Origin of the sequence: Streptomyces sp. NPDC001852 (assembly GCF_042891825.1) — a bacterium.
Classification (GTDB): Bacteria; Actinomycetota; Actinomycetes; order Streptomycetales; family Streptomycetaceae; genus Streptomyces.
In genome coordinates this window covers 291,138-315,179 of the sequence record NZ_JBIATN010000007.1, presented here as the reverse complement: position 1 = coordinate 315,179, position 24,042 = coordinate 291,138, and the positions used below count along the sequence as shown (strand labels likewise).

General features: G+C 72.6%; 26 protein-coding genes and 1 pseudogene. 20 read left to right on the top strand and 7 right to left on the bottom strand.

What is annotated here, in order from left to right:
- Window positions 1–17 precede the first annotated feature (17 nt).
- From ACFYZB_RS15375 to ACFYZB_RS15335, 9 genes are all read left to right on the top strand, one after another.
- Window positions 18–644, top strand: a complete 627-nt coding sequence (locus tag ACFYZB_RS15375) for a Uma2 family endonuclease (RefSeq protein ID WP_388758535.1) — start codon at window positions 18–20, stop codon at window positions 642–644.
- Window positions 645–788: 144 nt separating this feature from the next.
- On the top strand, window positions 789–1,463 hold the full coding sequence (locus ACFYZB_RS15370; protein WP_388758533.1) for a hypothetical protein: 675 nt from the start codon (window positions 789–791) through the stop codon (window positions 1,461–1,463).
- 20 nt (window positions 1,464–1,483) lie between these two features.
- Complete coding sequence (mshB, locus tag ACFYZB_RS15365) at window positions 1,484–2,341, top strand: N-acetyl-1-D-myo-inositol-2-amino-2-deoxy-alpha-D-glucopyranoside deacetylase (RefSeq protein WP_351207914.1); 858 nt, start codon at window positions 1,484–1,486, stop codon at window positions 2,339–2,341.
- A gap of 20 nt (window positions 2,342–2,361) precedes the next feature.
- Entirely contained in the window at window positions 2,362–2,754 is a 393-nt protein-coding gene (locus tag ACFYZB_RS15360) for a DUF6113 family protein (RefSeq protein ID WP_388758606.1), read from the top strand.
- Window positions 2,755–2,912: 158 nt separating this feature from the next.
- Window positions 2,913–5,312 (top strand): hypothetical protein, encoded by a 2,400-nt coding sequence (locus ACFYZB_RS15355; RefSeq protein ID WP_388758530.1) that lies wholly within the window; start codon window positions 2,913–2,915, stop codon window positions 5,310–5,312.
- 157 nt (window positions 5,313–5,469) lie between these two features.
- Window positions 5,470–6,396: an ABC transporter ATP-binding protein gene (locus tag ACFYZB_RS15350; protein WP_388758529.1), complete on the top strand. Its 927-nt coding sequence runs from the start codon at window positions 5,470–5,472 to the stop codon at window positions 6,394–6,396.
- The gene (locus ACFYZB_RS15345; protein WP_388758527.1) at window positions 6,393–7,136 is read left to right on the top strand and encodes an ABC transporter permease; all 744 of its coding nucleotides are present in this window, start codon (window positions 6,393–6,395) and stop codon (window positions 7,134–7,136) included. The genes ACFYZB_RS15350 and ACFYZB_RS15345 overlap by 4 nt, the downstream gene beginning before the upstream one ends.
- Window positions 7,137–7,141: 5 nt before the next feature.
- Window positions 7,142–8,332, top strand: a complete 1,191-nt coding sequence (locus tag ACFYZB_RS15340) for a sensor histidine kinase (RefSeq protein ID WP_388758604.1) — start codon at window positions 7,142–7,144, stop codon at window positions 8,330–8,332.
- Window positions 8,329–8,943, top strand: coding sequence for a response regulator transcription factor (locus tag ACFYZB_RS15335; protein ID WP_228623333.1), 615 nt, complete (start codon window positions 8,329–8,331; stop codon window positions 8,941–8,943). The genes ACFYZB_RS15340 and ACFYZB_RS15335 overlap by 4 nt, the downstream gene beginning before the upstream one ends.
- Window positions 8,944–8,947: 4 nt before the next feature.
- Here ACFYZB_RS15335 and ACFYZB_RS15330 read toward each other — a convergent pair whose 3' ends face one another.
- Both ACFYZB_RS15330 and ACFYZB_RS15325 read right to left on the bottom strand, forming a co-directional pair.
- Entirely contained in the window at window positions 8,948–9,814 is an 867-nt protein-coding gene (locus tag ACFYZB_RS15330; RefSeq protein ID WP_388758525.1) for a SirB1 family protein, read from the bottom strand.
- A 532-nt stretch (window positions 9,815–10,346) separates the two neighbouring features.
- Window positions 10,347–11,345 (bottom strand): annotated as a pseudogene (locus ACFYZB_RS15325) (GNAT family N-acetyltransferase); the annotation flags it as partial.
- A 140-nt stretch (window positions 11,346–11,485) separates the two neighbouring features.
- On the opposite strand from ACFYZB_RS15325, the gene fdxA reads away from it, so the two are divergent.
- Together fdxA and ACFYZB_RS15315 are read left to right on the top strand one after the other, a co-directional pair.
- Complete coding sequence (fdxA, locus tag ACFYZB_RS15320; RefSeq protein WP_023546973.1) at window positions 11,486–11,806, top strand: ferredoxin; 321 nt, start codon at window positions 11,486–11,488, stop codon at window positions 11,804–11,806.
- 136 nt (window positions 11,807–11,942) lie between these two features.
- Entirely contained in the window at window positions 11,943–13,034 is a 1,092-nt protein-coding gene (locus ACFYZB_RS15315; RefSeq protein ID WP_388758522.1) for a bifunctional succinyldiaminopimelate transaminase/glutamate-prephenate aminotransferase, read from the top strand.
- 88 nt (window positions 13,035–13,122) lie between these two features.
- Here the strand turns inward: ACFYZB_RS15315 and ACFYZB_RS15310 are convergent, their stop codons facing one another.
- Window positions 13,123–13,527 carry an ATP-binding protein gene (locus ACFYZB_RS15310; protein WP_351207928.1) on the bottom strand — a complete coding sequence of 135 codons (405 nt, stop codon included), beginning with the start codon at window positions 13,525–13,527 and terminating at the stop codon, window positions 13,123–13,125.
- Window positions 13,528–13,814: 287 nt separating this feature from the next.
- Window positions 13,815–14,807, bottom strand: a complete 993-nt coding sequence (locus ACFYZB_RS15305; RefSeq protein WP_388758520.1) for a heavy metal transporter — start codon at window positions 14,805–14,807, stop codon at window positions 13,815–13,817.
- Between the two features lie 95 nt (window positions 14,808–14,902).
- On the opposite strand from ACFYZB_RS15305, the gene dapE reads away from it, so the two are divergent.
- Together dapE and ACFYZB_RS15295 are read left to right on the top strand one after the other, a co-directional pair.
- A complete protein-coding gene (dapE, locus tag ACFYZB_RS15300) occupies window positions 14,903–15,982 on the top strand; it encodes a succinyl-diaminopimelate desuccinylase (protein WP_388758519.1) in 1,080 nt (359 codons plus the stop codon).
- A gap of 140 nt (window positions 15,983–16,122) precedes the next feature.
- A complete protein-coding gene (locus ACFYZB_RS15295; protein WP_351207934.1) occupies window positions 16,123–16,881 on the top strand; it encodes a TIGR00730 family Rossman fold protein in 759 nt (252 codons plus the stop codon).
- Window positions 16,882–16,971: 90 nt separating this feature from the next.
- Here the strand turns inward: ACFYZB_RS15295 and folP are convergent, their stop codons facing one another.
- Entirely contained in the window at window positions 16,972–17,832 is an 861-nt protein-coding gene (folP, locus tag ACFYZB_RS15290) for a dihydropteroate synthase (protein WP_388758516.1), read from the bottom strand.
- A 137-nt stretch (window positions 17,833–17,969) separates the two neighbouring features.
- Between folP and ACFYZB_RS15285 the strand changes: the two genes are divergently transcribed.
- The 3 genes from ACFYZB_RS15285 to ACFYZB_RS15275 are packed head-to-tail and all read left to right on the top strand — an operon-like array spanning window position 17,970 to window position 19,562.
- Window positions 17,970–18,326: a DivIVA domain-containing protein gene (locus ACFYZB_RS15285; RefSeq protein WP_388758514.1), complete on the top strand. Its 357-nt coding sequence runs from the start codon at window positions 17,970–17,972 to the stop codon at window positions 18,324–18,326.
- Window positions 18,323–18,913 (top strand): DNA-3-methyladenine glycosylase I, encoded by a 591-nt coding sequence (locus ACFYZB_RS15280; protein ID WP_388758512.1) that lies wholly within the window; start codon window positions 18,323–18,325, stop codon window positions 18,911–18,913. Before ACFYZB_RS15285 ends, ACFYZB_RS15280 begins: the two co-directional genes overlap by 4 nt.
- A 4-nt stretch (window positions 18,914–18,917) precedes the next feature.
- Window positions 18,918–19,562 (top strand): GNAT family N-acetyltransferase, encoded by a 645-nt coding sequence (locus tag ACFYZB_RS15275; protein ID WP_388758510.1) that lies wholly within the window; start codon window positions 18,918–18,920, stop codon window positions 19,560–19,562.
- A 160-nt stretch (window positions 19,563–19,722) separates the two neighbouring features.
- Here the strand turns inward: ACFYZB_RS15275 and ACFYZB_RS15270 are convergent, their stop codons facing one another.
- Window positions 19,723–20,526: an enoyl-CoA hydratase/isomerase family protein gene (locus ACFYZB_RS15270; RefSeq protein ID WP_388758508.1), complete on the bottom strand. Its 804-nt coding sequence runs from the start codon at window positions 20,524–20,526 to the stop codon at window positions 19,723–19,725.
- A gap of 62 nt (window positions 20,527–20,588) precedes the next feature.
- Between ACFYZB_RS15270 and ACFYZB_RS15265 the strand changes: the two genes are divergently transcribed.
- A complete protein-coding gene (locus ACFYZB_RS15265) occupies window positions 20,589–20,753 on the top strand; it encodes a hypothetical protein (protein ID WP_388758507.1) in 165 nt (54 codons plus the stop codon).
- A 144-nt stretch (window positions 20,754–20,897) separates the two neighbouring features.
- Window positions 20,898–21,065 (top strand): DUF3117 domain-containing protein, encoded by a 168-nt coding sequence (locus ACFYZB_RS15260; protein WP_018544333.1) that lies wholly within the window; start codon window positions 20,898–20,900, stop codon window positions 21,063–21,065.
- A gap of 87 nt (window positions 21,066–21,152) precedes the next feature.
- On the opposite strand, the gene ACFYZB_RS15255 is transcribed toward ACFYZB_RS15260, so the two are convergent.
- The gene (locus ACFYZB_RS15255) at window positions 21,153–21,851 is read right to left on the bottom strand and encodes an O-methyltransferase (protein ID WP_351208140.1); all 699 of its coding nucleotides are present in this window, start codon (window positions 21,849–21,851) and stop codon (window positions 21,153–21,155) included.
- A 234-nt stretch (window positions 21,852–22,085) separates the two neighbouring features.
- On the opposite strand from ACFYZB_RS15255, the gene sigE reads away from it, so the two are divergent.
- Window positions 22,086–22,796 (top strand): RNA polymerase sigma factor SigE, encoded by a 711-nt coding sequence (sigE, locus tag ACFYZB_RS15250; RefSeq protein ID WP_351207948.1) that lies wholly within the window; start codon window positions 22,086–22,088, stop codon window positions 22,794–22,796.
- Window positions 22,793–23,854: a zf-HC2 domain-containing protein gene (locus tag ACFYZB_RS15245; protein ID WP_388758505.1), complete on the top strand. Its 1,062-nt coding sequence runs from the start codon at window positions 22,793–22,795 to the stop codon at window positions 23,852–23,854. The genes sigE and ACFYZB_RS15245 overlap by 4 nt, the downstream gene beginning before the upstream one ends.
- Window positions 23,855–24,042 lie beyond the last annotated feature (188 nt).

Sequence of the window (24,042 nt, the reverse complement as noted above, 5' to 3'; positions counted from 1 at the left end):
GACGAGGAGCGAGCGCCATGACCGTTGCACCGGACAACCCCAGGCAGGGCGCTTCCCACCTGTACCGGACCATGCGGGACGTCATCCAGTCGATGGATGACGTCATCCCGGGGAAATTCGAAATCACCAAGGAAGGGATCGTTCACGACATGATGTCGCCCGGGGGCCCACACGAAGTCACGGCTGCATATGTCAGCCGCCGTCTGGAGAGGGAGATGCCGGACGAGCTCTTGGCCCACAACGGCACACCTGATGTGGAAGACGAGCCCGAGAACCTCATGCGGCACCCGGACGTCATGGTGATCGCCTGGACCGACCTCAATGTCGAAGGTTCCATCGATCCCCGTACGGTCTTCGCGGCCATCGAAGTCGTCTCCCGCTCCAACCCTGACAACGACTGGGTGGGCAAGGTCCGTGACTACCCCCTGATGGGCATCCCCGTCTACGCGATCTTCGACCCCCGTACCGGCACCGGCGCCGTCTTCACCGACATCCACCCCACCCCGCACGGCCCCCGCTACGCCACCCGCAAGGACTTCGTCTACGGCGAGGACGTCACGATCGCCGACTGGACCATCTCCACCGACGGACTGCCGCGCTACAAGGACGAAAGCTCCCCGGAAGAACCACAGACCTCACGCTGAGGGGTGTCTTCCGGATACGGATGAGCAGGTTTCGGCCACCTTGGCCCGTGGCGCCATCGCCCGTCTTGACTGACCCCCCTCCGTCTCGGGAATCGTTCTCGTGAAGATCGAAGATCGTCGCGATGAATTCCCACGGGGTAGGGCATGGCCGTTTCCACACCGCAGACACGCCAGTTCGAGGCGTTCATGACGAACCTGTCCTACGCCCGGCGCATGGTCCGAGCCGGCGGGATGCTGTCCCCGTTCCGGTCCCCGACGATCGACATCGACGACTTCTACCGGGCGGCCTGGGTGCAGGCGGTCGCGGCCATAGACCACTGGCTCCATGAGGAGGTCCTGCGCCGGGTCGCCGAGCTGGCGGCCAAGGGCAGCCCCGAGATGCCGTACCAGCTCAGGGTCTACGAGCTTCCCCTGCACCGGGTGGAGGCAGTGCGGCGAGGGGACGTGACCCTGTCCGAAGCCGTGGTCGAGCACTTGCGGGAGAAGCTCGCGCCCCAGGCACTCCAGCACCCCGGAAAGATTTCCGAGGTGCTGAAGCTCGTGACCGAGAAAAAGGTCTGGTACGAGGCCGCGGGATGCATCAACAAGGAGTTCTTCCAGGGGCGTACCTCGCTCAACGAGAAGAGACTCCGCAGCCGCTATCTGGAGATCACCCAGCGGCGTAACAAGATCGCGCATGACGCCGACCTGATCGACGGCGACCTGAAGCAGCGGCGCCCCATAGACGAGGCAGAGGTGACGGACGCCATCGACTGGATCGAGCGGATCGCGCTGGCCATCGCTCATGTCCTCGACGGCGAAGACGCAAGTCCCTCGTAGGGACCTCGTAGGGTGGACCCATGACGGAACTCCCCGCCCGGCGTCTCCTCCTGGTGCACGCGCACCCGGACGACGAGTCGATCAACAACGGCGCCACCATGGCCAGGTACGCGGCCGAGGGTGCGCACGTCACCCTGGTCACCTGCACCCTCGGGGAGCGGGGCGAGGTCATCCCGCCGGAGCTGCGGCACCTGACCGGGCCCGCCCTGGGTGCGCACCGGCGCGGGGAGCTGGCCGGCGCCGTGCGCGCGCTGGGGGTGACGGACGCCCGGCTGCTGGGCGGCGCGGGGCGGTACGGCGACTCCGGGATGATGGGCATTCCGGACAACGACGACCCCGGGTGCTTCTGGCAGGCCGACGTCGACGCCGCCGCCGGGCAGCTCGCCGAGGTGATCCTGGAGGTTCGCCCCCAGGTTCTCGTGACGTACGACGACAACGGCGGCTACGGCCACCCGGACCACATCCAGGCCCACCGCGTCGCCATGCGCGCCGTCGAACTGGCGGACGAGCGCGGGCACCGGACCGACAAGGTCTACTGGAACCGCGTCCCGCGCTCCGTCGCCGAGGCCGCCTTCGCCCGGCTCCAGGACGAGCTGGCCGTACTGCCCTTCGAGAAGAGCGCCAGCGTGGCGGACGTACCCGGCGTGGTCGACGACGAGCGGGTCACCACCAGCGTGGACGGGAGCGCCTTCGCCGCCGCCAAGGCCGCCGCGATGCGCGCCCACGTCACCCAGATCGAGGTGGCCGAGCCCTACTTCGCGCTCTCCAACGAACTGGCCCAGCCGCTGTTCACCACCGAGTACTACGAGTTGGTGCGCGGCGAGGCCCGGCCCGGGGAGACCGACCTGTTCGCGGGCATCGAGGAGGCGGGGGCGTGAGCGGCAACGGACAGGGCCCGATGCTCGCCCAGCCGCTCGGGCGGCCCTCGGCCGGACGGATCGCCGCCTATGCCGGCCTTTTCCTGCTCGGTGCCGTCATCGCTACCGCCGGCACCCTCGTCCAGGCCGCCTGGTTCCCCGGCGGGCTGCTGCTCGCCCTCGCGGGCGCGGCCGGGCTGTTCCTCGGCGGGGCGTACGCCACGGGCGGCCGGGCCGGGGCGGTCGCACCGGTGGTGGGCTGGATCATCACGGTCATCTTCCTCACCACCGCGCGCCCGGAAGGCGACTTCCTGTTCGGCGCGGGACTCGGCTCCTACCTCTTCCTGCTCGGCGGCATGGCCCTCGCTGTGATCTGTGCCACGCTGGGCGCCGGGCGGCAACCTCAGGGCGGTCCCGCCCGACTTGGCAAGTGACGTACCACTTCGCGGTGCGGCGCACGTGCGAGTCCGGTGTGGGTTTCCTCAGCGGTCCTGGGATGAGCGCGAGAAGTGGCCAGTATGGTGGTGCGCGCCGCCGAGCCGCCCGAGCAGTCAGGTCGTAAGGGCGGCGGAGCCAACTGGGAGAACCTGCCTTGAGTCGTGAAACTGACACTCCGTCCTCCGGGCCCAACGGGCGCGGCGGAGCCGCATACCCCTCTGGCACGCCGCCGTACGGGACCCCCATGGCTTCCGACGACGGTACGGACGCCGGCCGTTCGGCCACGCGGCCGGAGGAGAAGAAGACCGAGACCACGCTGACGACGAGGATCCGGATCAACATCCCCGGATCCAGGCCCATCCCGCCGGTCGTCGTGCGCAAGCCCGTCGGGGACACCGACGGCGCCGGGGACGAGGCGCCCGCCCGTGACACGCGGCCCGCGGCCGACCAGACGGCCCCCGGCACCGCCGAGCCGCCCGCCGAGCCCGCGGCCCAGGCCGAGGACAAGACCAGCGACTGGTTCGCGCCCCGCAAGTCCTCCGCCGGCAAGGGCGGTCCGGGAGGTGGCGGCACGAACGGGACCGGCACGCCCGGCGGTTCCACCACCGCCCCCGGCACGTCGGGCACCCGTCCGGGTGGTCCGGGAGCGTCCGGTACGTCCGGTACCACCGGCGCACGCTCCGGTGGACGCCCCGGCGGTGTGGTCGGCGCCATGAGCGTCCCGGGCGCCACCCGCTCCGGCAACGGCAAGGGCCTGCCCGGCGCCACCGGCGGCCCCGTCGCCCCCGGACACGGCGGCGGCACCGGCTCCTTCGACGTGACCGAGGCGCTGAACGCGGGTCCGCTGGCGGGCGGCTCCCGCCCCGGCGCGCCCGGCGGTGAACCGCGCCGCGACGACCTGCCGTACTTCTCGGAGAACGGCGGTCAGGACGGCTTCGACGGCACGGGCACGGCCGGTGCGGGCGGCCACGACGGCTTCGGCGGCACCCCGGGTGCCAACGGCCAGAACGGCTTCCCCGGCGCCCCCGGCACGAACGGCCTCGGCGGGCTCGGCGGCCCCGGTGGTCCCAGCGGCTTCAACGGCCCGCACGGCCACGGCGGTCCCGGCGGCCCCCAGGGCCCGGCCGGTCCCACCAGCGGCCCGGTCACCGGCGACGGCCCCCTCGTCCCGTCGGCCGGCGAACCCTTCGACGGCCTGTCCGGTACGGGCGGTCACGGCGGCCAGGGCACCCCGTCCGGCCGGCCCCCGCGCAGCGCCATCACCGACATCGCCGGCCTCGAAGGGCCCGCCGGCCCCGGCCGCCCCGGCGGCGGCCCCGCCGGACCCGGCGCCCCGGCGGCCGGCCCCGGCCCCACCGGTCTCGGGCCGGGCGGCGGGCTCAGCGACGACACCGCGATCCTCACCCCGCAGAAGCCGGCCCCCGAACCGGGCACGCCCGGCTACCGCCCGGACAACGTCTCCGGACACACCGTCACCAGCGGCATCCCGGTCGTCCCCGGCGGCGGTGACTCCCCGTTCGGCGGCACCCCCGCCGGCGGCACGGCCGCGCAGGCCCCGTCCCGGCCGGAGCCGTCCGGCGCGCCCAAGGCGCAGGCCAAGCCGAAGAAGAAGGGCCGCAGCAAGCTGGTGCTGCTGGGCGCCGGCGTGGTCGTCGTGGTGGGCGGTGCCTACGGCGCCGGACTGCTGATGAACCACACCGACGTGCCCAAGGGCACCACGGTGCTCGGCGTGGACATCGGCGGCGGCACCCGGGACGACGCCGTCAAGAAGCTCGACGACGCCTTCGGCGGCCGGGTGAACAAGCCGCTGAAGCTGTCCGTCGGCGGCAACACGGTCAGCATCACCCCGGAGAACGCCGGTCTCCAGTTCGACTTCCAGGCCACCGTGAGCAAGGCCGCGACCAGCGACTACAACCCGGTCCACGTCATCGGCTCGCTCTTCGGGCAGAAGCGGGTGATCGACCCCGAGATGCCGGTGGACGAGGAGAAGCTCCAGGCCGCCCTCCAGCAGGCCGGCGGCGGCTCCGGCTCGGTCGTCGAGGGCGGTATCGACTTCAAGCCGGGCCGGGCGGTCGCCGTCTACGGCAAGGCGGGCAAGGCCATCGACGCAGCCGGGTCCACCCAGGCGGTCGAACAGGCCTACCGCACGCTGGTGGAGACGGGCACGCCGACCCCGGTCACCGTCCCGACGACGACCAGGCAGCCGACGGTGTCGAACGCGGCGGTCGACCAGGAGATGAAGCTCTTCGCGAAACCGGCGATGTCGGCCAAGGTGACCGTGTCGGCGGGCGCGGGCCATGTGGTGCTGATGAGCCCGGAGAAATCGCTCTGGAAGTTCCTCAAGGTGGTGCCCACTTCGGACGGCAAGCTGGTCGACAAGCCCGACCTGAACGCCCTGAAGCAGCTCTACGGCGGGGCCTTCGACGGCGTGCTCATCACCCGCGGCAACGGCAGCAAGACGCCCGTCACCCCGCAGGACGTCTATGTCGCCCTGCGCCAGGCCCTGATGAGCACGACCAACCGGGTCGCGGTCATCTCGACCCACCCGAGTTAGCCGCGTCACACACGACAGGGGGCGTCCGGCGTTCGGCGGGCGCCCCCTTCGGCATGCCCGGCACGCGACGTCACCCGAACGGCATGACATCTGTCATCCGGCACTCAGGACCCCCGACACTGCCGGGCCCCGGCCCCGTGCCGCGACCATGGACGCCATGACGACAACTGCGGCACCGGCCACCACCCCGGTGGTCGGCTTCGACCAGGTGAGCAAGACGTACGGCAGCGTGCGGGCCGTCGACGGGCTCTCGCTCCGGCTGTACCCGGGCGAGACCGTCGCCCTCCTCGGCCCGAACGGCGCCGGCAAGTCCACCACCCTCGACCTGCTCCTCGGCCTCAAGCAGCCCGACGGCGGCACGGTGAGCCTCTTCGGCGGCACCCCGCGCGAGGCGATCGTCGCCGGACGGGTCGGCGCGATGCTGCAGAGCGGCGGGCTGATGGACGAGGTCACCGTCGAGGAACTGGTCAAGCTGGGCTGCTCGCTGCACCCGAAGCCGTACAAGGCCGCGGACGTCATGGCCCGCGCGGGCATCGCGCAGATCGCCGACCGCAAGGTCAACAAGCTCTCCGGCGGCCAGGCCCAGCGCGTCCGCTTCGCCCTCGCCACCGCGGGCGACAGCGACCTGATCATCCTGGACGAGCCGACCACCGGCATGGACGTCTCCGCCCGCCAGGCCTTCTGGGCCACCATGCGCGAGCAGGCCGACCAGGGCCGTACGGTCCTCTTCGCGACCCACTACCTCGAAGAGGCCGACGCCATCGCCGACCGGGTCCTGGTGCTGCACCGCGGCCGGCTCCTCGCCGACGGCACCGCCGCCGAGATCAAGGCCAAGGCCGGCGCCCGCCGGGTCTCCTTCGACCTGGAGGGCGAGATCGACGAGGCCGCCCTGCGCGGCCTGCCGTTCCTGACCTCGATAGACGTGTCCGGCCAGACCGTCCGCATCCAGTCGTCCGACGCCGACGCCACCGTGCACGCCCTGTACGGCCTCGGTGTCTACCCCCGCAATCTCGAAGTCGCCGGTCTCGGTCTGGAGCAGGCCTTCGTCGCCATCACGGAGGCCGAGGAGGCCAAGCAGTCATGAACGCCCTGATCAAGCTGGAACTGGCGCGTGCCCTGCGCAACAAGAAGTTCCTGTTCTTCTCGGTGCTCTACCCGGCCATCCTGTTCCTGATCATCGCGGGCAACGCCAAGGACACCTCCAAGGTCGACGACGGCACGGGCCTGAGCGTCGCGACGTACATGATGGTCTCCATGGCCTCCTTCGGCGCTCTGACCGCGGTGCTGATGGGCAACAGCGAGCGCATCGCCAAGGAGCGCGAGGGCGGCTGGGTACGGCAGCTGCGGCTGACCCCGCTGCCGGGCCGCGGCTATGTCCTTGCCAAGACGGCCAGCGCCGCCGTGGTGAGCCTGCCGTCGATCGTCGTGGTGTTCCTGGCCGCCGCCGGGATCAAGCACGTCCGTCTGGACGCCTGGCAGTGGGCCGCCCTCACCGGGGTCATCTGGGCGGGCAGCCTCGTCTTCGCCGCGCTCGGCGTCGCCATCGGCTATGTCGCCTCCGGTGACGCGGTCCGTCCGATCACGATGATCATCTACTTCGGCCTGTCGATCCTCGGCGGCCTGTGGATGCCGACCACGACGTTCCCGCAGTTCCTGCAGGACATCGCGAAGTGGCTGCCCACGCACGCGTACGCTGCACTGGGGCGGGCGATCGAACAGAGCCAGGCCCCGCACGCGACGGACGTCGCCGTCCTCGCCGTCTACTTCGTCCTCTTCGCGGGCGGCGCGGCCTGGCTGTACCGGAAGGACACGCTGAAGGCGTGAGCACGATGACGGAAGACCCGCGGACCGGCGAGCGGCGGCAGGAGCCCCAGGTGCGGATCGGCCAGGGGCCGGGCAACCGGCGCGAGCTCGTGGTCAAGTCGCTGTGGATCGGGGTCTGGCTGATCTTTCTCAGCTCCCCGGTCCAGGATCTGACCAGCGGCCGGCACACCACGGGCGGCACGGTGGCGGGCGCGCTCGGCCTGACCGCCTTCGTCGTCACCTACCTGTCGCTGGTCTTCCGGAACATGGGACGGCCGTTCTCGCCGAGGACCGTCGTCTCGATGATCTCGGTCATGGCCGTCCTCGCCCCCCTCCTGGTCTACACCCTCGGCCCCGCCTGGCTCGGCCTGTTCGTCTACCTCTCCGTCGCCTGCGGGGCCACCATGCCGGTCCGGGCCGCGTTCTGGGCGATTCCCGCGGCGACCGTGGCGATGGCCCTCGTCGGACTGCGCTGGCACGAGAAGCCGGACGTGACCCTGCTCCTCGTCCCGATGATCGGGTTCGCGATGATCGGCGTCGGCCAACTGGTCCGTACGACGATCGAGTTGCGCAAGGCCCGGGCCACCGTCGCCCAGCTCGCCGCGAACGAGGAGCGGCTGCGGCTCGCCCGCGACCTGCACGACCTGCTCGGTCACTCGCTCTCCCTGATCACCCTGAAGAGCGAGCTGGCCGGCCGGATGCTGCCCGACCACCCCGACAAGGCGGCGCAGCAGGTCGCCGACATCGAACAGGTCAGCCGGCAGGCCCTGGTCGACGTCCGGGAGGCCGTCACCGGCTACCGGCGCGCCCGGCTCGGCGCCGAGCTCGCCGGCGCCCAGGTCGCCCTGACCGCCGCCGGCGTCACCGCAGAGGTGCCCGCCGAGCCCGCTCTCGACGGCGTCCCCGAGGAGTCCGAGTCCGCGCTCGCCTGGGCGCTGCGCGAGGCGGTCACCAACGTGGTCCGGCACAGCGGCGCCGACAGGTGCCTCGTGCAGCTCACCCACCGCCAGACCCTCGACGGCGCCCTGCTCGAACTCTCCGTCGAGGACAACGGATCCGGCGAGGCCGGCGGGATCCCCGGCAACGGCCTGAGCGGGCTGATGGAGCGGCTGGAGAAGGCCGGCGGCACCCTGGAGGCGGGCCGGATCAAGCACGGATTCCGGCTGGTCGCCCGCGTCCCCGCGGCCCCTGCGGGGGACGTAGGATCCGGGGCATGACGAGCACGATCAAGGTTCTCCTGGCCGAGGACCAGTCGATGGTCCGCGAGGCCCTGGCCGCGCTGCTCGGCCTGGAGGAGGACATCGAGGTCGTCGCCCAGGTCGCGCGCGGGGACCAGGTGCTGGCGGCCGTCGGCGCGCACGGCGTGGACGTGGCGCTGCTCGACATCGAGATGCCCGGCTGCACCGGTATCGAGGCGGCCGCCCAGGTCCACCGGGAGTTCCCGCAGGTCAAGCTGGTCGTGCTGACGACCTTCGGGCGCCCCGGCTATCTGCGCAGCGCCATGGAAGCAGGCGCCGACGCCTTCCTCGTCAAGGACGCCCCGGCCGCCCAGCTCGCCGAGGCGATCCGCAAGGTGCTGTCCGGCGAGCGGGTCATCGACCCCACGCTCGCCGCCGCGGCACTCGCCGAAGGCGCCAACCCGCTCACCGAGCGCGAACGCGAGGTGCTCCGCGCCGCCGCCGACGGCTCCACCAACGCCGAACTGGCCAAGGCCCTCCACCTCTCCCAGGGCACGGTCCGCAACTACCTCTCCACGGCCATCCAGAAACTGGCGGTACGGAACAGGGCGGAGGCGGTACGCACCGCGCGGGAGAAGGGCTGGCTCTGAGCGGTCAGTTGAGCATCGCGCGAGCGGTATGGGCCTGTTGCCGTACCTTCAGCGCGGCCGGTTCGTCCACCACCTCTATCAAGTCGGCGTAGTACTCCAGCTCTTCCGCGCCCGACGCGAACTCACCCCGCTGCACCAGCAGTTGACCCTTCTCGTACCGCAGCCGCGCGGGATGCGCGGGCACCAGGAGGGCCAGCTCCACGGCCCACAGCGCCACGTCCGACCGCTCGGGCCGGGCCGCGGCCCACGCGCGGATGTTGTTCAGGATCCGCTGGACGACCTCCAGCGGCGTGGCCGGCTCCAGCATGGAGGGCTCCAGCGGCGCGCCCGTGGCCCCCACCACGAGCAGCTCCGCGTCGGACCCGGTCAGCACCCGGCCGCCGTCGAACGGATCGGCCAGCACCTGCTCCTCGGCCGGGCCGAAGCCCACCACGAAGTGCCCCGGCAGCGCGACCCCGTACACCGGGGCCCCGGCCCGCCGCGCGACCTCCAGCCACACCACCGACAGCAGGATCGGCAGCCCGCGCCGCCGCCGCAGCACCTCGTGCAGCAGGGAGGACTCCAGCCGCTGGTAGTCGCCGGGTGTGCCGTGGAAGCCGTAGCGCGCCCCGAGCAGCCGCCGTACGGCCTCCGCCCACGCGTGCGGCCCGCCGGGCCGGTACGGCAGCTCGCCCGCGAGCCGGTCCAGCTCCAGCTGGGCCGCGTCGATCCCGGCCTCGTCCAGCGTGCCGTCCCCCTCGGCGCCGATCAGCAGGCACAGCGCCGACAGATCCGGCCGCTCGGACCGCGCCTCCTCCGCGAACCTGCGGCGCAACTCGGCCGACCGCTCCGGCGGGGGCGGATACGGCGGCGGCAGATACGGGTGATGCATGCCAGGCTCATGCCCTTCCACAGGCGGTTCTACGACCCTCCCGGCCCGGAATCGTCCGGCACCCGCCTCCGACCCCGGCGAGCGCCGGTTCCCGACGGCCGGCGGGTGCGACGACACGGCTGGGGCGACCCAGGTCGTCCGTGACCGTTTCCCGATCACCGACCGCGCCCCGGGGTGTCTGGGCCGGGCTTTCGGGGCGGCCGGCCGCCGGGTCTTGGCGGTCGGTGGGTGGGGTGGGGTGGCTCGGGCGGCCGGGGGCGTTCGTGACCGTTTCCCGGTCGCCGGCCGCGTCCGCCGCACGGCCCGGGGCCTGGGCTGACTGCGGCTGACCTTCGGCCCTGTGGGCCGCCGGATCCTGGGGGTCGCTGGGTGGGGTGGGGTGGTTGCGCCCGCCGGCGGTGTCCGTGGCCGTCTGCCGGTCGTCGATCGTGGTCGTTGCCTGGCCGGCTGTCGGCCGGCTGCCGGTGGATGCTTCCTTCGGCCGGTTCCGGTCCGCGGACCCGCCCGTCTCGTCGTGCTGCTCCTCGGACGTCGCCGCGTCCGGTTCCCGGTAGTGGTGGTAGGCGTGGTGCGGCGTGAAGCCCAGTGCGGTGTACAGGGCCCGCGCAACCTCGTTGTCCGTCTCGACCTGCAGCCAGGCCGCCGACGCGCCCTCGTCCAGCGCCCGCCGGGCCAGCGCGGCCATCACCTCGGTGGCGAGTCCCTCCCGGCGCCGCCGGGGATCCACCTCGACCGCCGCGAACCCGGCCCACCGCCCGTCCACGACACACCGCCCGATCGCCGCCGGAGGCTCGCCCCCGGCACCGGGCACCGTCGCGAACCACACCGACGGACCGGCGCCGAGCACCCGCAGGGCCACCTCGCTCACCCCCTTGCGCCGGTACCGGGCGAGCCATGCCTCGTCCGCCTGCCGGGACAGCACCACACCGCTGCCCCCGGCCCGGTCCGCGACCGGCGCCAGGGCACCGGTCCACACCTCGGCGGTCACCTCCCGCACCCAGCCGCGCCGCTCCAGCTCCGCGCACAGCAGCTCCTGCGTGCCCTCGGCTCCGGTGGCCGTCTGGACGTAGGCGGGCAGGCCGCGCTCGCCGTACCAGCGTCGTACGGCGGCGAGGGCCGCGTCGAGGGGAAGGCCGGGGTCGCCGAGCGGCAGCACGCTGTTGGCCCGCCGGGTGAAGCCACCCGAGGCCCGCAGCACCCACGCGCCGAGCCGCTCGGTCTCCAGCGGCTGCCAGCCGCGCGAGGTGACGGGCGCCAGTTCCTCGTAGGAGGCGGCGGGTCCCCGGCGGCGCGCCGGCGCGGCCGGTACCACCTTGCCCGCGACCAGGGTGGACTCGGCGATCCGGACGCTCTGCCCGTCCCGCCGTGTGATCATGAGCACGCCGTTGTCCCATGATGTGAGAACACCCACCGTGTCGGTGAACTTCTCCTGCGCCGCTCCAGGTTCGCTCAACCGCCGTACCGACACCCGTTTTCCCACGTCAGCAGGGGTGATACGGACTTCAAGGCGTCCTGCAGCCGAGATTTCCACTGGTCAGTTCACCCCTCCTGTTCGGATCATGCTCCGGAACGGAGATACTAGGGGCGGGCATCGACGACGCCGCGCTCCCGCGCGCCAGGCGGCGGAGCCTGAGGAGGCCCGCCAGCGCCCTATCGAGGAGGAACGACAGCGTGACCTACGTCATCGCGCAGCCTTGTGTCGACGTCAAGGACAAGGCGTGCATCGAGGAGTGCCCGGTCGACTGCATTTACGAGGGCTCCCGGTCCTTGTACATCCACCCGGACGAATGCGTCGACTGTGGTGCCTGTGAGCCGGTCTGCCCGGTCGAGGCGATCTTCTACGAGGACGACGTCCCGGAGGAGTGGAAGGACTACTACAAGGCGAACGTCGAGTTCTTCGACGAGCTCGGCTCTCCCGGCGGCGCCAGCAAGCTGGGGCTGATCGAGCGCGACCACCCCTTCGTCGCCGCGCTGCCGCCGCAGGGCGAGTGACCGTCCAAGCGCCAAGCGGCCGCCCGTAAACCGCGCCGCCTCGGTCCCGTACGGCCCGATCAGCCCCCGCCGGACTGATCACCGCCGTACGGGACCGAGGCGTTTGCCGCACCGTACGAAAGTGAGCCTGATTCCCGTGTCCGCAGTCTCCGACCGCCTGCCGACCTTCCCCTGGGACAAGCTGGAGCCGTACAGGAAGACGGCCGCCGCACACCCGGACGGAATCGTCGACCTCTCCGTGGGCACGCCGGTCGACCCGGTGCCCGAACTGATCCAGAAGGCCCTCATCGACGCGGCCGACTCCCCGGGCTACCCCACCGTCTGGGGCACCCCGGCGCTGCGCGACGCGATCACCGGCTGGCTGGAGCGGCGGCTGGGCGCCCGCGGCCTCACCCACCGCCATGTCCTGCCGGTCGTCGGCTCCAAGGAGCTGGTGGCCTGGCTGCCGACCCAGCTGGGTCTCGGCCCGGGCGACAAGGTGGCGTACCCGCGCCTCGCCTACCCCACCTACGAGGTCGGCGCCCGCCTGGCCCGCGCCGAGTACGAGGTCTACGACGACCCGCGCGACCTCGACCCGGCCGGCCTGAAGCTCCTCTGGCTGAACTCCCCGTCCAACCCGACGGGGAAGGTCATCTCCCAGCGGGACCTGACCGACATCGTCGCCTGGGCCCGCGCCCACGACATCCTGCTGTTCTCCGACGAGTGCTACCTGGAACTGGGCTGGGAGGCCGACCCGGTCTCGGTCCTGCACCCGGACGTCAACGGCGGCTCCTACGACGGCATCGTGGCCGTCCACTCGCTCTCCAAGCGCTCCAACCTGGCCGGCTACCGCGCCGCCTTCATCGCCGGCGACCCGGCCGTCCTGGGCCCGCTGCTGGAGATCCGCAAGCACGGCGGCATGATGACCCCGGCGCCCACCCAGGCGGCGGTGGTGGCGGCCCTCGGCGACGACGAGCACGTCCGCATCCAGCGCGAGCGCTACGCCGCCCGCCGCGAGGCCCTGCGGGCCGCCCTGCTGGGCCACGGCTTCCGCATCGAGCACAGCGAGGCGAGCCTCTACCTCTGGGCCACCCGCGACGAGTCCTGCTGGGCCACGGTCGCCCACCTGGCGGACCTGGGCATCCTCGTCGCCCCCGGCGACTTCTACGGCGAGGCGGGCGAGACGTTCGTACGGGTGGCCCTGACCGCGACGGACGAACGCATCCAGGCGGCGGTCGGCCGACTCTGACCCAGCTCGGCCGTCTGCGACCCACAACGGAACGGGGTCCAGGGAACACCCTGGACCCCGTCACCGTGGGGGGCGACTGCAGCCGAGCTCAGCTACCCAGCGGCAGGCTCTGCACCGGCAGGTTGGGCGTGGCGTGGGACGCGGCGCCCCCGAGGACCTGCCCCGCCGCCCCGGCGGCGCCACCCGCGGCCTGCTGCGCCACCGGCGCCGTCTTCTTCGCGGCACCGCCGACGGTCTTGCCCGCGGTCGGCACCGTCTGCTCGACCGCCTTGCCGCCCGTGTGGCCCGCGAGGGACGTGGCGGTCTGCGCGGCACTGTCGACGGTGTTGCCGGCGTGTGCCGTGTCCAGGGCGGACAGACCACCCACGTTCGGGGCCGCCGCCGGCAGGTTCGTGGCCGCACCGGCGGAGCCGGCCGCACCGACCCCGGCTGCCGCTCCCGCTGCGACGAGCAGCGCGGCACGGGCGATCCGGCGGGTCAGAGGGAGGGACATGATGCTCCATTCGACGGGAGAGAACGGTATGTGTGTCCGGGTCCGTGTCGTGGCTCGGACGCCGTGACTACCGCTCGAAGCCCGCGAAGGTTGCGGACGCCCCGGGTAAAGAATGGATAACGCATCGCATTATCAGGTGTGGATAAAAACGGGCAAAGAACGTCCGCCCGAAATTCCGCAGAATCCTTACGGCCCTTGATTTCCAAGGGATCCCGGAAACGGCACGCCTCCCGCCCGGACCGCCGCCCGGACCGGCGCCGTACAACACCTGGGAGTGATGCCCCGTACTACTGTCCGGTCACGATCCGGACGGCCCCCAGGGGCGCCCCCGCGCCGCGGGCCCCGTCCGAAGCGGCCGGCTTCCACTGCCCGCCGCCGCTCCCCGCGGCCCACTCCCGCCCCGCGTACGACACCCGCTGGATGTGCAGGGCCGAGGAGTTGGCCACGGCCCACTGCGCCAGCTGCCAGCCCCGCTGCCGCTCGCCGCGCCCGATCGCGTCCACCTTGGCGCCCTGCGGCACCGGCACGGTGACGGTCCGCCCCTCGGCGGTCGCGGTGACGCTCGGCGAGGGGGAGGGCGAGGGCACGGGCGTACCGCCCACCTGCGCACCGGTCTCCTGCAGCGCGTCCCGCCCGAAGTCCCGTACCAGCGCGGCCCGTACCGCGTCCGGACCCGTCGCCGAGGCCGTGGTCTCCGGGCGCCCGTCGCAGGTCAGCGCGGCCGCCGCCCGCCCGGTCAGCGCCGCTGCCAGCAGCTTCGCGTCCGGCTCGTGCTTGGCGTACGCCTCCGGGTAGCCGCTGCGCTGGACCTCCTGGGCCGCCTCGGTCAACGGCAGAGCGGTGTAGTTCGGCACCTTGGCGAGGTGGGCGTAGAAGATGCCCGCCGCGTAGGCGGGGTCCATGATCTGCTGCTCGGTGCCCCAGCCCTGGGAGGGCCGCTGCTGGAACAGGCCCAGCGAGTCCCGGTCGCCGTGCTCGACGTTGCGCAGCCCCGACTCCTGCAGGGCGGTCGCCAGCGCGATCGTCACCGCCCGCTCGGGCATCCCGCGCCCGGTGCCGACCGCCGCGATCGTGGCCGCGTTCACCGCCTGCTCCGGGGTGAACTCGTACGACGTCGCGTCACCGTCGGCCGAGACCACCTTGCAGCCGCGCGGTCCGCCGCCTCCGGTGACGTACTGCACCACGAGGTACGCGGCGACGCCGCACAGGACCAACAGGGCCGCGCCGAAACGGAAGAGGCGGCCGCGACGCTTGGGACGGGTGGGGGACGGCTCTGGCACGCCTACAAGGTACTGGAGGCCCGACGGGCCCTCACGTGGGGTTACCGGACAGCGCTTACTCCGGCCCGGGCGAGCGGCGCGTTAGGGTCGACGCCATGGCCGACACCTCGCTTGACCTCGCGCTCGACGCCGCCGCGCTCACCGCACAGCTCGTGGACTTCCCCTCCGAGAGCGGCACCGAGAAGCCGCTCGCGGACGCGATCGAGACCGCCCTGCGCGCCCTGCCGCACCTCACGGTCGACCGCTACGGCAACAACGTGGTCGCCCGCACCCACCTGGGCCGCGCCGAGCGCGTGATCCTGGCCGGCCACATCGACACGGTGCCGATCGCGGACAACGTGCCCTCGCGCCTGGACGAGGACGGCGTGCTGTGGGGCTGCGGCACCTGCGACATGAAGTCGGGCGTCGCGGTGCAGCTGCGCATCGCGGCCACGGTCCCCGCCCCCAACCGCGACCTGACCTTCGTCTTCTACGACAACGAGGAGGTCGCCGCCGAGCTCAATGGCCTCAAGCACATGGCCGAGGCCCACCCGGAGTGGCTGGAGGGCGACTTCGCGGTGCTGCTGGAGCCCTCCGACGCCGAGGTCGAGGGCGGCTGCCAGGGCACCCTGCGGGTGCTGCTGAGGACGAAGGGCGAGCGGGCCCACTCGGCGCGCGGCTGGCTGGGCTCCAACGCCATCCACGCGGCGGCGCCCGTCCTGGCCCGCCTGGCGTCCTACGAGCCGCGCCGGCCGCTGATCGACGGCCTGGAGTACCGCGAGGGGCTGAACGCGGTGGGCATCAGCGGCGGGGTCGCCGGCAACGTCATCCCCGACGAGTGCGTGGTGACGGTCAACTTCCGCTACGCCCCCGACCGCACCGAGGAGGAGGCGATCGCGCACGTCCGCGAGGTGTTCGCGGACTGCGGTGTGGAGGAGTTCGTGGTCGACGACCACAGCGGCGGCGCGCTGCCCGGCCTCTCCCACCCGGCCGCCGCGGCCTTCATCGAGGCGGTGGGCGGCACTCCCCGCCCCAAGTACGGCTGGACGGACGTCTCCCGCTTCTCCGCGCTCGGCATCCCGGCCGTCAACTACGGCCCGGGCAACCCGCACTTGGCGCACAAGCGGGACGAGCGGGTGGAGACGGCGAAGATCCTCGCGGGCGAGGAGCGCCTGCGGAACTGGCTCACCGCGTAGGCCGCCGAGGTCGGCCGCCGCCGTAAGCCGCCGCAGGACGCCCGTACGGCGCACGCGTCCCGGACATACATATGTCCCCCCTCCGTAACCGGCGTGGATCTACGCTGAGGTGGAACCACCCCCGAGCGGAGGGAGCGCACATGCCTACCGGCAACCCCGAGGGGAAGAAGATCCCGCCGGACGAGCAGCGGCTCGGACCGGTCCTCCGACGGCGCGGACAGGTCACGGCCAGTACGACCGACCAGCGGCTGCTGGACGCCGGTGGCCCCTCGGACTGGGTCCACACCGACCCCTGGCGCGTGCTGCGCATCCAGTCGGAGTTCATCGAGGGCTTCGGCACGCTGGCCGAACTCCCGCCCGCCATCAGCGTGTTCGGCTCGGCACGTACGCCGGTGGACTCGCCGGAGTACGACGCCGGGGTGCGGCTCGGACGGGGGCTGGTGGAGGCCGGCTGGGCCGTGATCACGGGCGGCGGTCCGGGCGCGATGGAGGCGGCCAACCGGGGCGCCTGCGAGGCGGGCGGCGTCTCGGTCGGCCTCGGCATCGAACTGCCCTTCGAGCAGGGGCTGAACCCCTATGTCGACATCGGCCTGAACTTCCGCTACTTCTTCGTCCGCAAGATGATGTTCGTGAAGTACGCGCAGGGTTTCGTGGTCCTGCCCGGCGGCCTGGGCACCCTCGACGAACTCTTCGAGGCGCTGACCCTGGTCCAGACCCAGAAGGTCACCCGCTTCCCGATCGTCCTCTTCGGCAGCGAGTACTGGGGCGGCCTGGTGTCCTGGCTGAAGAACACCCTGGTGGCCCAGGGCAAGGCCGCGGCGAAGGACCTGCTGCTGTTCCACGTCACGGACGACGTGGAGGAGGCGGTGGCCCTGGTGTCGAAGGAGGCGGGCCGCTAGGGCCTTCGGCCGACCCTTTTGCCCGCCCACCCGTTGGCCGACCGAGGCGGGCGGGCGAACGGGGGTCCAGGGGGCGGAGCCCCTGGGTGCTCAGGCCAGACCCCGGCGAGCCACCGCGGGGACACGGTGCCCGGCGATCGACACCACCATCTCCAGGACCTGCCGGGTCTCCGCCACCTCGTGCACCCGGTACACCTGCGCCCCCAGCCACGCCGACACCGCGGTCGTCGCCAGCGTACCGATCAACCGCTCCTTCACCGGCCGGTCCAGCGTCTCGCCCACGAAGTCCTTGTTGGACAGCGACACCAGCACCGGCCACCCCGTGGCGACCATCTCGTCCAGCCGCCGCGTCGCCTCCAGGCTGTGCCGGGTGTTCTTCCCGAAGTCGTGCCCGGGATCGATCAGCACCGACTCACGCGGCACCCCGAGCGCGACCGCCCGCTCGGCCAGCCCCACGGTGACCTCGAGGATGTCGGCCATCACGTCGTCGTACGTCACCCGATGCGGTCGCGTACGCGGCTGCACGCCACCCGCGTGCGTGCACACCAGCCCCACCCGGTACCGGGCGGCGACCTCCGCGAGCCCCGGATCGACGCCGCCCCACGCGTCGTTCAGCAGATCCGCCCCCGCCTCGCACACCGCCTCGCCGACCTCGGCCCGCCAGGTGTCCACGCTGATGATCACGTCCGGGAAGCGCCGCCGTACCTCGGCCACGAAACCGACCGTCCGCCGCGCCTCCTCCTCGGCCGTGACCTCCTCGCCCGGCCCGGCCTTCACCCCGCCGATGTCGACGATCGCGGCACCCTCGGCCACCGCCTGCTCCACGCGTGCGAGGGCCGGCTCGTCGCGGAACGTGGCCCCCTGGTCGTAGAAGGAGTCCGGAGTCCGGTTCACGATCGCCATGATCACCGGCTCGTGGGGCCCGAATTCCCGCCTGCCCAGCCTGAGCATCCGCTGTGACCTCTCCTCGTACGTCCCGCAGTGCAACCGTCTGTGACCCTAACTGTCAGACTCGCATGGCACGATCGGACCCAGACAGATTCAGCGTCCGGCCGAGCGGCCGGCACGGAGCGTGGGGACCCCTGGCGATGGTGATGTTCTTGTTCCTGGTCATCGCGCTGGCCGTCGTGGTCGCCGCGGTGACACTCGCCGTGGTGGGCGGCGGCGGGAGCGGCCCGCTGCCCGAGGCGGCACCGGAGCGACTGCAGGACCCGCTGCCCCCGGACCGCCCGGTCAACCGCGCGGACGTGGACGCCCTGCGCTTCCCCCTCGCCCCGCGCGGCTACCGCATGGCGGACGTCGACGACGCCCTCGGCCGGCTCGGCGCCGAACTCGCCGAGCGGGACGCCCGGATCGCCGACCTGGAGTCGGCGCTGGCCGGCGCCAGAGCCGCGGCGGCGCACGTCCACCTGGAGAAGCCCGAGCATCCGGAGGACCGGCGATGAGCGACGGAGCCGCCCTCGCCGGGCCGGACGGCGCCCTGCGCTGCCCATGGGCCCTGTCCACCGAGGACTACGTGTCGTACCACGACGAGGAGTGGGGCCGCCCGGTGCACGGCGACGACGCCCTGTTCGAGCGGATCAGCCTGGAGGCCTTCCAGTCGGGCCTGTCCTGGATCACGATCCTGCGCCGCCGCGAGGGCTTCCGCGCCGCCTTCGCCGGCTTCCGCATCGAGAAGGTCGCCGCGTTCACCGAGGCGGACCGCGAACGCCTGCTGGCGGATCCGGGCATCATCCGCAACCGCGCCAAGGTCGACGCCACGCTCGCCAACGCGCGCGTGCTCGCCGACTGGGCGGACGGCGAACTGGACGAGCTGATCTGGTCCCACGCCCCCGACCCGGCCGGCCGCCCGGCCCCGAAGACCCTCGCCGACGTCCCGGCCGTGACCCCGCAGTCCACGGCCCTGTCCAAGGCCCTGAAGAAACGGGGCCTCAGATTCGTCGGCCCGACGACCGCGTACGCGCTGATGCAGGCCTGCGGCCTGGTCAACGACCACCTGGCGGCCTGCGTGGCGCGAAAGACGGGGGCCTGACCGCATGCGCCGGACGCTGGCCGGCATCCTGGACGCGGCGGCCCGGGGGCGCTTCCCGGCGCCCGACGGCGGCATCACCGTGGTGCCGCAGCCCAGCCACCGCGACGCCGGAGTGATCGCCTTCACCGCACACTCGGTGGTGTTCACCGACGAGGACCCCGACTGGGTCCGCGGCACGCTCGCGTCCCTGGACTGCGACGAGCTGGCGGCGGCGATGAACCCCCGCTTCCTGGCCGCGTTCCTGGCCCGCACCGGGCGCAGGACGGACTGCGTCGACCTGCTCACCGTGGCGGGCTCCCTGCCCGGCGACCCCCCGCTGGAACTGCGTGAACTCACCGACCCGGACCACTCCCGCGTGCACAGCGCGCGAAAGCACCGGGACGACGTGCGCGTCTGGGCGGCGGACGGCGGAGTGCTCGTCCTCGGGCGGGGCGTGGCGGGCCGCTGGGAGACATCGGTCGAGGTGGACGAGGACGTACGGCACCGGGGGCTGGGCCGGGCACTGGCCACGGCCGCCCGGCACCTCGTTCCCCCGGGCGCGTGGGTCTGGTCGCAGCAGGCCGCCGGCAACGCCCGGAGCGTGCGGGCCTTCCAGGCGGCCGGCTACCGACCGGTGGGCGCGGAGGCCCTGCTCATCGCGCCCTCCTAGGCCCCGACGTCAAACTCCCTCCCCCAGCCTTCGGCCGGGGGAGGGGACCCCGGAGCGCGCACTCGCGGCAGACATCGGCCGCTCCGCGGCGGGCGCAGGGCCTGCCCTCCGGGCGGACGACGGGAGTGTGACGAGAGGGCCCTGGGCCGCCCCCTCGGCCTCAGCGGCCCAGGTACTTCGGCTTCTCCTTGTTCACGAACGCCTGCACGGCGATCGCGTGGTCCTCGGACCGGCCGGCCCGGGTCTGCAGCTCGTCCTCCTTCTCCAGCGTCTCGGCGAGGGAGTGCGAGAGGCCGTGGGCCACCGCCTCCTTGATGGCCGCGTACGCCACCGTCGGGCCCTCGGCCAGCGCCCGTGCCGTCTTCTCGGCCTCGGCGCGCAGCTCGGCCGCGGGGACGACCCGGTTGGCGATGCCCAGCTCCAGCGCGTCCTGGGCACTGATGTTGCGGGGGAAGAGCAGCAGGTCGGCGGCGCGACTCGGGCCGATCACCCGGGGCAGGGTCCAGGAGATCCCGGAGTCGGCGGTCAGGGCGACGCCCGCGAAGGAGGTGTTGAAGGCGGCCGTGTCGGCGACGACCCGGTAGTCGGCGGCGAGTGCGAAGCCGAAGCCGGCGCCGGCCGCGACCCCGTTCACCGCGGCGACCACCGGCTTGGGCGCCCCGGCGAGGGCCCGCACGATCGGGTTGTAGTGCTCCTTGACCGTGCTCATCGTCTGCCCGGACCCGGTCTCCCGGTCCGCCGCGAGCAGCCCGATGTGCTCCTTGAGGTCCTGGCCGACGCAGAACGCCCGCTCCCCGGCCGCGGTCAGCAGGATCGCCCGTACGGCCGTGTCCCCGGCCGCGGATTCCGCCGCCTCCCGGAGGGCGACCTTGGTCGCGATGTTCAGCGCGTTCATCGCCTCGGGGCGGTTCAGCGTGATCGTCGCGAGTCCGTCGCTCACCTCGTAGAGCACGGTGTCGGCCATGGGGTATCCCCTCCGGTTCGCGGGTGACGTACCGCTCAGTACGTCCTTGTGTGAAGGACAGCATGGCGGAGATCGCCGACCAAGGGCCGGACCGGACATGTGACCTGCATCAAAGAAAACCGGAGCAGAGCCGGTCGGCGGACGTCCGTGCGGTGGTGCAGTATCGCAGCCACATCGCCGAATTGGGTGGTTTTGCTCGCGCGCGTTGCCCAAGCGATGCCGACTGATGTTGGTCATCGGGTCCTGCGATGCGGGATAATGGCTGGGAAGCAATGTGTTCGATGCCGGTGTCGCGTGTCCGCTCCGGAACCGCGGAAGCCCTCCCGGGGCTCTCGGCAGACGGTGAGCTGGTTTCAGGAAGGGGAACGAGCATGGCGGCCATGAAGCCGCGGACGGGCGATGGCCCGCTCGAGGTGACCAAGGAGGGGCGGGGCATCGTCATGCGCGTTCCGCTCGAAGGCGGCGGTCGACTCGTCGTCGAGCTGACCCCTGACGAGGCCGAGGCGCTCGGCGACGCCCTCAAGAAGGTCGTCGTCTGACGTCCCACCGATCCTGTCCTTCCGACCGCCCCGGCACCGTACGCGGTGCCGGGGCGGTCGCGTTCCCGGGCTCGCGCGGCGGGGCGGTCACCGCTTGACGGCGCACAGCAGCCCGTCGCCCACCGGCAGCAGCGAGGGGACCAGTTCCTGGCTCTCGCGCACCGCGCGCAACAACTCCCGCAGCCGCAGCACCTCTGTCGGCTGCGGTCCCGAGTCCACCGTACGGCCGTTGGCGAAGACGCCCTCGAACACGACGAGACCGCCCGGCCGCAGCAGGCGCAACGATTCAGCTAGATAGTCCAGGTACTCCAGCCGGTCACCGTCGCAGAAGACGAGGTCGTACCCGGCGTCCGCGAGCCGGGGCAGCACCTCCAGGGCGCGGCCCGGGATGAAGCGGGCCCGGTTGCTGGCGAAACCGCAGGCGCGGAAGGCCTGCCGGGCGAACTGCTGGTGCTCGGGTTCCGGGTCGACCGTGGTGAGCACCCCGTCCGGGCGCATCCCGTGCAGCAGATGGATTCCGGACACCCCGCAGCCCGTGCCGATCTCCGCGACCGCCTTCGCGTCCACGGAGGCGGCGAGCAGTCGCAGCGCGGCGCCGGTGCCGGGCGACACCGAGCGCAGCCCTGCGTCGCGGGCCCGGTCGCGGGCCCACCGCAGCGCTTCGTCCTCGGCGACAAAGGCGTCGGCGAACGCCCAGCTCGTCTGCCGGTTGCCGGTAATGACCCTCTCCTGTCCCCGTGGTTGCCTGGGCGTGACTGTATCCGTTGGCGGTGGGAACCCGCAGATGGGACCGGGCGTTTATAGGGATGAGACGGAGGCCGGCGACGCGACGGGGGGCGAGAGGTGGATCAGACCGCCGAGCAACTGCCGACGCAGTCGCACGAGCCGTATCAGCGAGTATCAAATTCTCGTAAAACCGCTTATCCGGAGCTAACGGGCGAGGTGGCTATGGTAGGGGCTCCACTGGACACCACCAGAGCCGACAGGGGAGGTGCGGCTGCGCCCGGAGACCGGGGCGGAGTGCTGCGGCGCTTCCTCGGGTCGGCGGGCAGGCCGAAATCCGTGACCGACACCGCTGCTGACCACCACGCCGGTTTCGCCGCAGGCGAGGCCCAGACCGCGACCTTCTCCACCGACGCGGACGGGCAGGCGTGGACTCCGCCCACGTGGGAGGAGATCGTCAGCACGCACAGCGGCCGGGTCTACCGGCTCGCCTACCGTCTGACGGGCAATCAGCACGACGCCGAGGACCTCACCCAGGAGGTCTTCGTCCGCGTCTTCCGCTCCCTGTCGACGTACTCGCCGGGCACCTTCGAGGGCTGGCTGCACCGCATCACCACCAACCTGTTCCTGGACATGGTCCGGCGCAAGCAGCGCATCCGCTTCGACGCCCTCGGCGAGGACGCGGCCGAGCGCCTGGCCAGCCGGGAGCCCACCCCGCAGCAGCTCTTCAACGACGCGCACTTCGACGCCGACGTCCAGCAGGCCCTGGACACCCTCGCGCCCGAGTTCCGCGCCGCCGTCGTCCTGTGCGACATCGAGGGACTGTCGTACGAGGAGATCGCCGCGACCCTCGGCGTCAAGCTCGGCACGGTCCGCTCCCGCATCCACCGTGGCCGTTCCCAGCTCCGCAAGGCCCTGGCGCACCGCTCCCCGGAGGCCCGCGCGGCCGAGCGGCGCACCTTCCTGGCCCGTGTCCCCGCTCTGGGGGGAGGGGGCGCGACCGCGTGAGTGGAACCCGGCCCAAACCTGCGGAGGCACACCTCGCAGAGCAGCACCTGGGAGACCGGCTCTCCGCCCTGGTGGACGGAGAGCTCGGTCATGAGTCGCGTGAGCGGGTCCTCGCGCACCTGGCCACCTGTGCCCGGTGCAAGGCGGAGGCGGACGCCCAGCGGCGGCTGAAGAACGTGTTCGCGGAGGCGGCCCCGCCGCCCCCCTCGGCGAGCCTCCTGGCCCGCCTGCAGGGCCTCCCCGCCGGAGGTGACCTGGACGGCGACGGCATGTCGCCGCCCGGGGGACTCTTCGGCCGCGGCCCGGATGACGACGAGAGCACGGGGACGACGGGAGCCTCCGGTGTCTCGGGCGTCTCCGGGGTCTTCGGGGGGAGGCGCGGTGAGCGCTTCGCGTTCGGATACGTCCCCGCCCGTCCGCGCGGCACCGCGCATCCCGCGAGCCCTGTTCCCGCATCCGAGGAGCGAGGCTTCCGCATCCATCCCGTCGGCCGCCCGGACGACGGCCGCTCCGCCTCGCGCGGCCTGCGGTTCGCGGCCGCCGCCGCCGGCGCCGTGTCGCTGGCCGCGGTCGCCCTCGGCGGCGTGACCACCGCGATCCCCAGCGACACCGGCGCGGACGCCCGCGGTGGCTCCGGCACCGGCAGCAATGTGATCCCGGCGCGCTCGGCGGGTACCGGCACGGGCTCGGGGGCGGCCACGCCCGACAGCCAGCGCCGCCGCTCGGTGGGACCACTGTTCGCCCAGGGGGGTACACAGCTCGGACCGACGCCTGTCGTCCCGACCTCGATGACCGCGCCCCTGGTGCCCGGACTGCCGACCCCCGGCACCGGCAGGACCCGGGGCGGCGACGCCATCAGCGGCCTGACCGCGCCGGTGATGGCCGGTGCGGCCGCGGTCTCCCCGCTGATACGTCCGCTCGACGACACCGTGGTCTATCCGCTCACCGCCTGGTCCGCAGTTCCCGGAGTGACCGGCTCCGGCCTGCTGTCCGCCCCTGTCCCCGGCATCACCCCCGCTCCCACGCCGTCCTCCTCCGCGCCTCGCCAAACCCCCTGACCGGCCCCTGCGCCACGGCCCGCGAACCTGGTTGAATCCGGTGAGGGCCGTTCCCGCGGCGATGACCCGGGGGCGTAGTCGACGTTCCGTGGCCGCTGCCGAAGCGTGCGGCCGCGGCCAGCCGTGGGGAGACCATGAACGAGGCGAACCGTGTCCCACCGGAGAACGACCCGGAGGGAACGGCGGGG

What these genes read in the sequence shown, in the direction of transcription:
- ACFYZB_RS15375 (WP_388758535.1), top strand. Translation starts at nt 18, where the DNA reads ATGACCGTTGCACCGGACAACCCCAGGCAGGGCGCTTCCCACCTGTAC.
- ACFYZB_RS15370 (WP_388758533.1), top strand. Translation starts at nt 789, where the DNA reads ATGGCCGTTTCCACACCGCAGACACGCCAGTTCGAGGCGTTCATGACG.
- mshB (WP_351207914.1), top strand. Translation starts at nt 1,484, where the DNA reads ATGACGGAACTCCCCGCCCGGCGTCTCCTCCTGGTGCACGCGCACCCG.
- ACFYZB_RS15360 (WP_388758606.1), top strand. Translation starts at nt 2,362, where the DNA reads ATGCTCGCCCAGCCGCTCGGGCGGCCCTCGGCCGGACGGATCGCCGCC.
- ACFYZB_RS15350 (WP_388758529.1), top strand. Translation starts at nt 5,470, where the DNA reads ATGACGACAACTGCGGCACCGGCCACCACCCCGGTGGTCGGCTTCGAC.
- ACFYZB_RS15345 (WP_388758527.1), top strand. Translation starts at nt 6,393, where the DNA reads ATGAACGCCCTGATCAAGCTGGAACTGGCGCGTGCCCTGCGCAACAAG.
- ACFYZB_RS15340 (WP_388758604.1), top strand. Translation starts at nt 7,142, where the DNA reads ATGACGGAAGACCCGCGGACCGGCGAGCGGCGGCAGGAGCCCCAGGTG.
- ACFYZB_RS15335 (WP_228623333.1), top strand. Translation starts at nt 8,329, where the DNA reads ATGACGAGCACGATCAAGGTTCTCCTGGCCGAGGACCAGTCGATGGTC.
- ACFYZB_RS15330 (WP_388758525.1), bottom strand. Translation starts at nt 9,814, where the DNA reads ATGCATCACCCGTATCTGCCGCCGCCGTATCCGCCCCCGCCGGAGCGG.
- ACFYZB_RS15310 (WP_351207928.1), bottom strand. Translation starts at nt 13,527, where the DNA reads ATGTCCCTCCCTCTGACCCGCCGGATCGCCCGTGCCGCGCTGCTCGTC.
- dapE (WP_388758519.1), top strand. Translation starts at nt 14,903, where the DNA reads ATGGCCGACACCTCGCTTGACCTCGCGCTCGACGCCGCCGCGCTCACC.
- ACFYZB_RS15295 (WP_351207934.1), top strand. Translation starts at nt 16,123, where the DNA reads ATGCCTACCGGCAACCCCGAGGGGAAGAAGATCCCGCCGGACGAGCAG.
- folP (WP_388758516.1), bottom strand. Translation starts at nt 17,832, where the DNA reads ATGCTCAGGCTGGGCAGGCGGGAATTCGGGCCCCACGAGCCGGTGATC.
- ACFYZB_RS15285 (WP_388758514.1), top strand. Translation starts at nt 17,970, where the DNA reads ATGGTGATGTTCTTGTTCCTGGTCATCGCGCTGGCCGTCGTGGTCGCC.
- ACFYZB_RS15280 (WP_388758512.1), top strand. Translation starts at nt 18,323, where the DNA reads ATGAGCGACGGAGCCGCCCTCGCCGGGCCGGACGGCGCCCTGCGCTGC.
- ACFYZB_RS15275 (WP_388758510.1), top strand. Translation starts at nt 18,918, where the DNA reads ATGCGCCGGACGCTGGCCGGCATCCTGGACGCGGCGGCCCGGGGGCGC.
- ACFYZB_RS15270 (WP_388758508.1), bottom strand. Translation starts at nt 20,526, where the DNA reads ATGGCCGACACCGTGCTCTACGAGGTGAGCGACGGACTCGCGACGATC.
- ACFYZB_RS15265 (WP_388758507.1), top strand. Translation starts at nt 20,589, where the DNA reads ATGGCGGAGATCGCCGACCAAGGGCCGGACCGGACATGTGACCTGCAT.
- ACFYZB_RS15260 (WP_018544333.1), top strand. Translation starts at nt 20,898, where the DNA reads ATGGCGGCCATGAAGCCGCGGACGGGCGATGGCCCGCTCGAGGTGACC.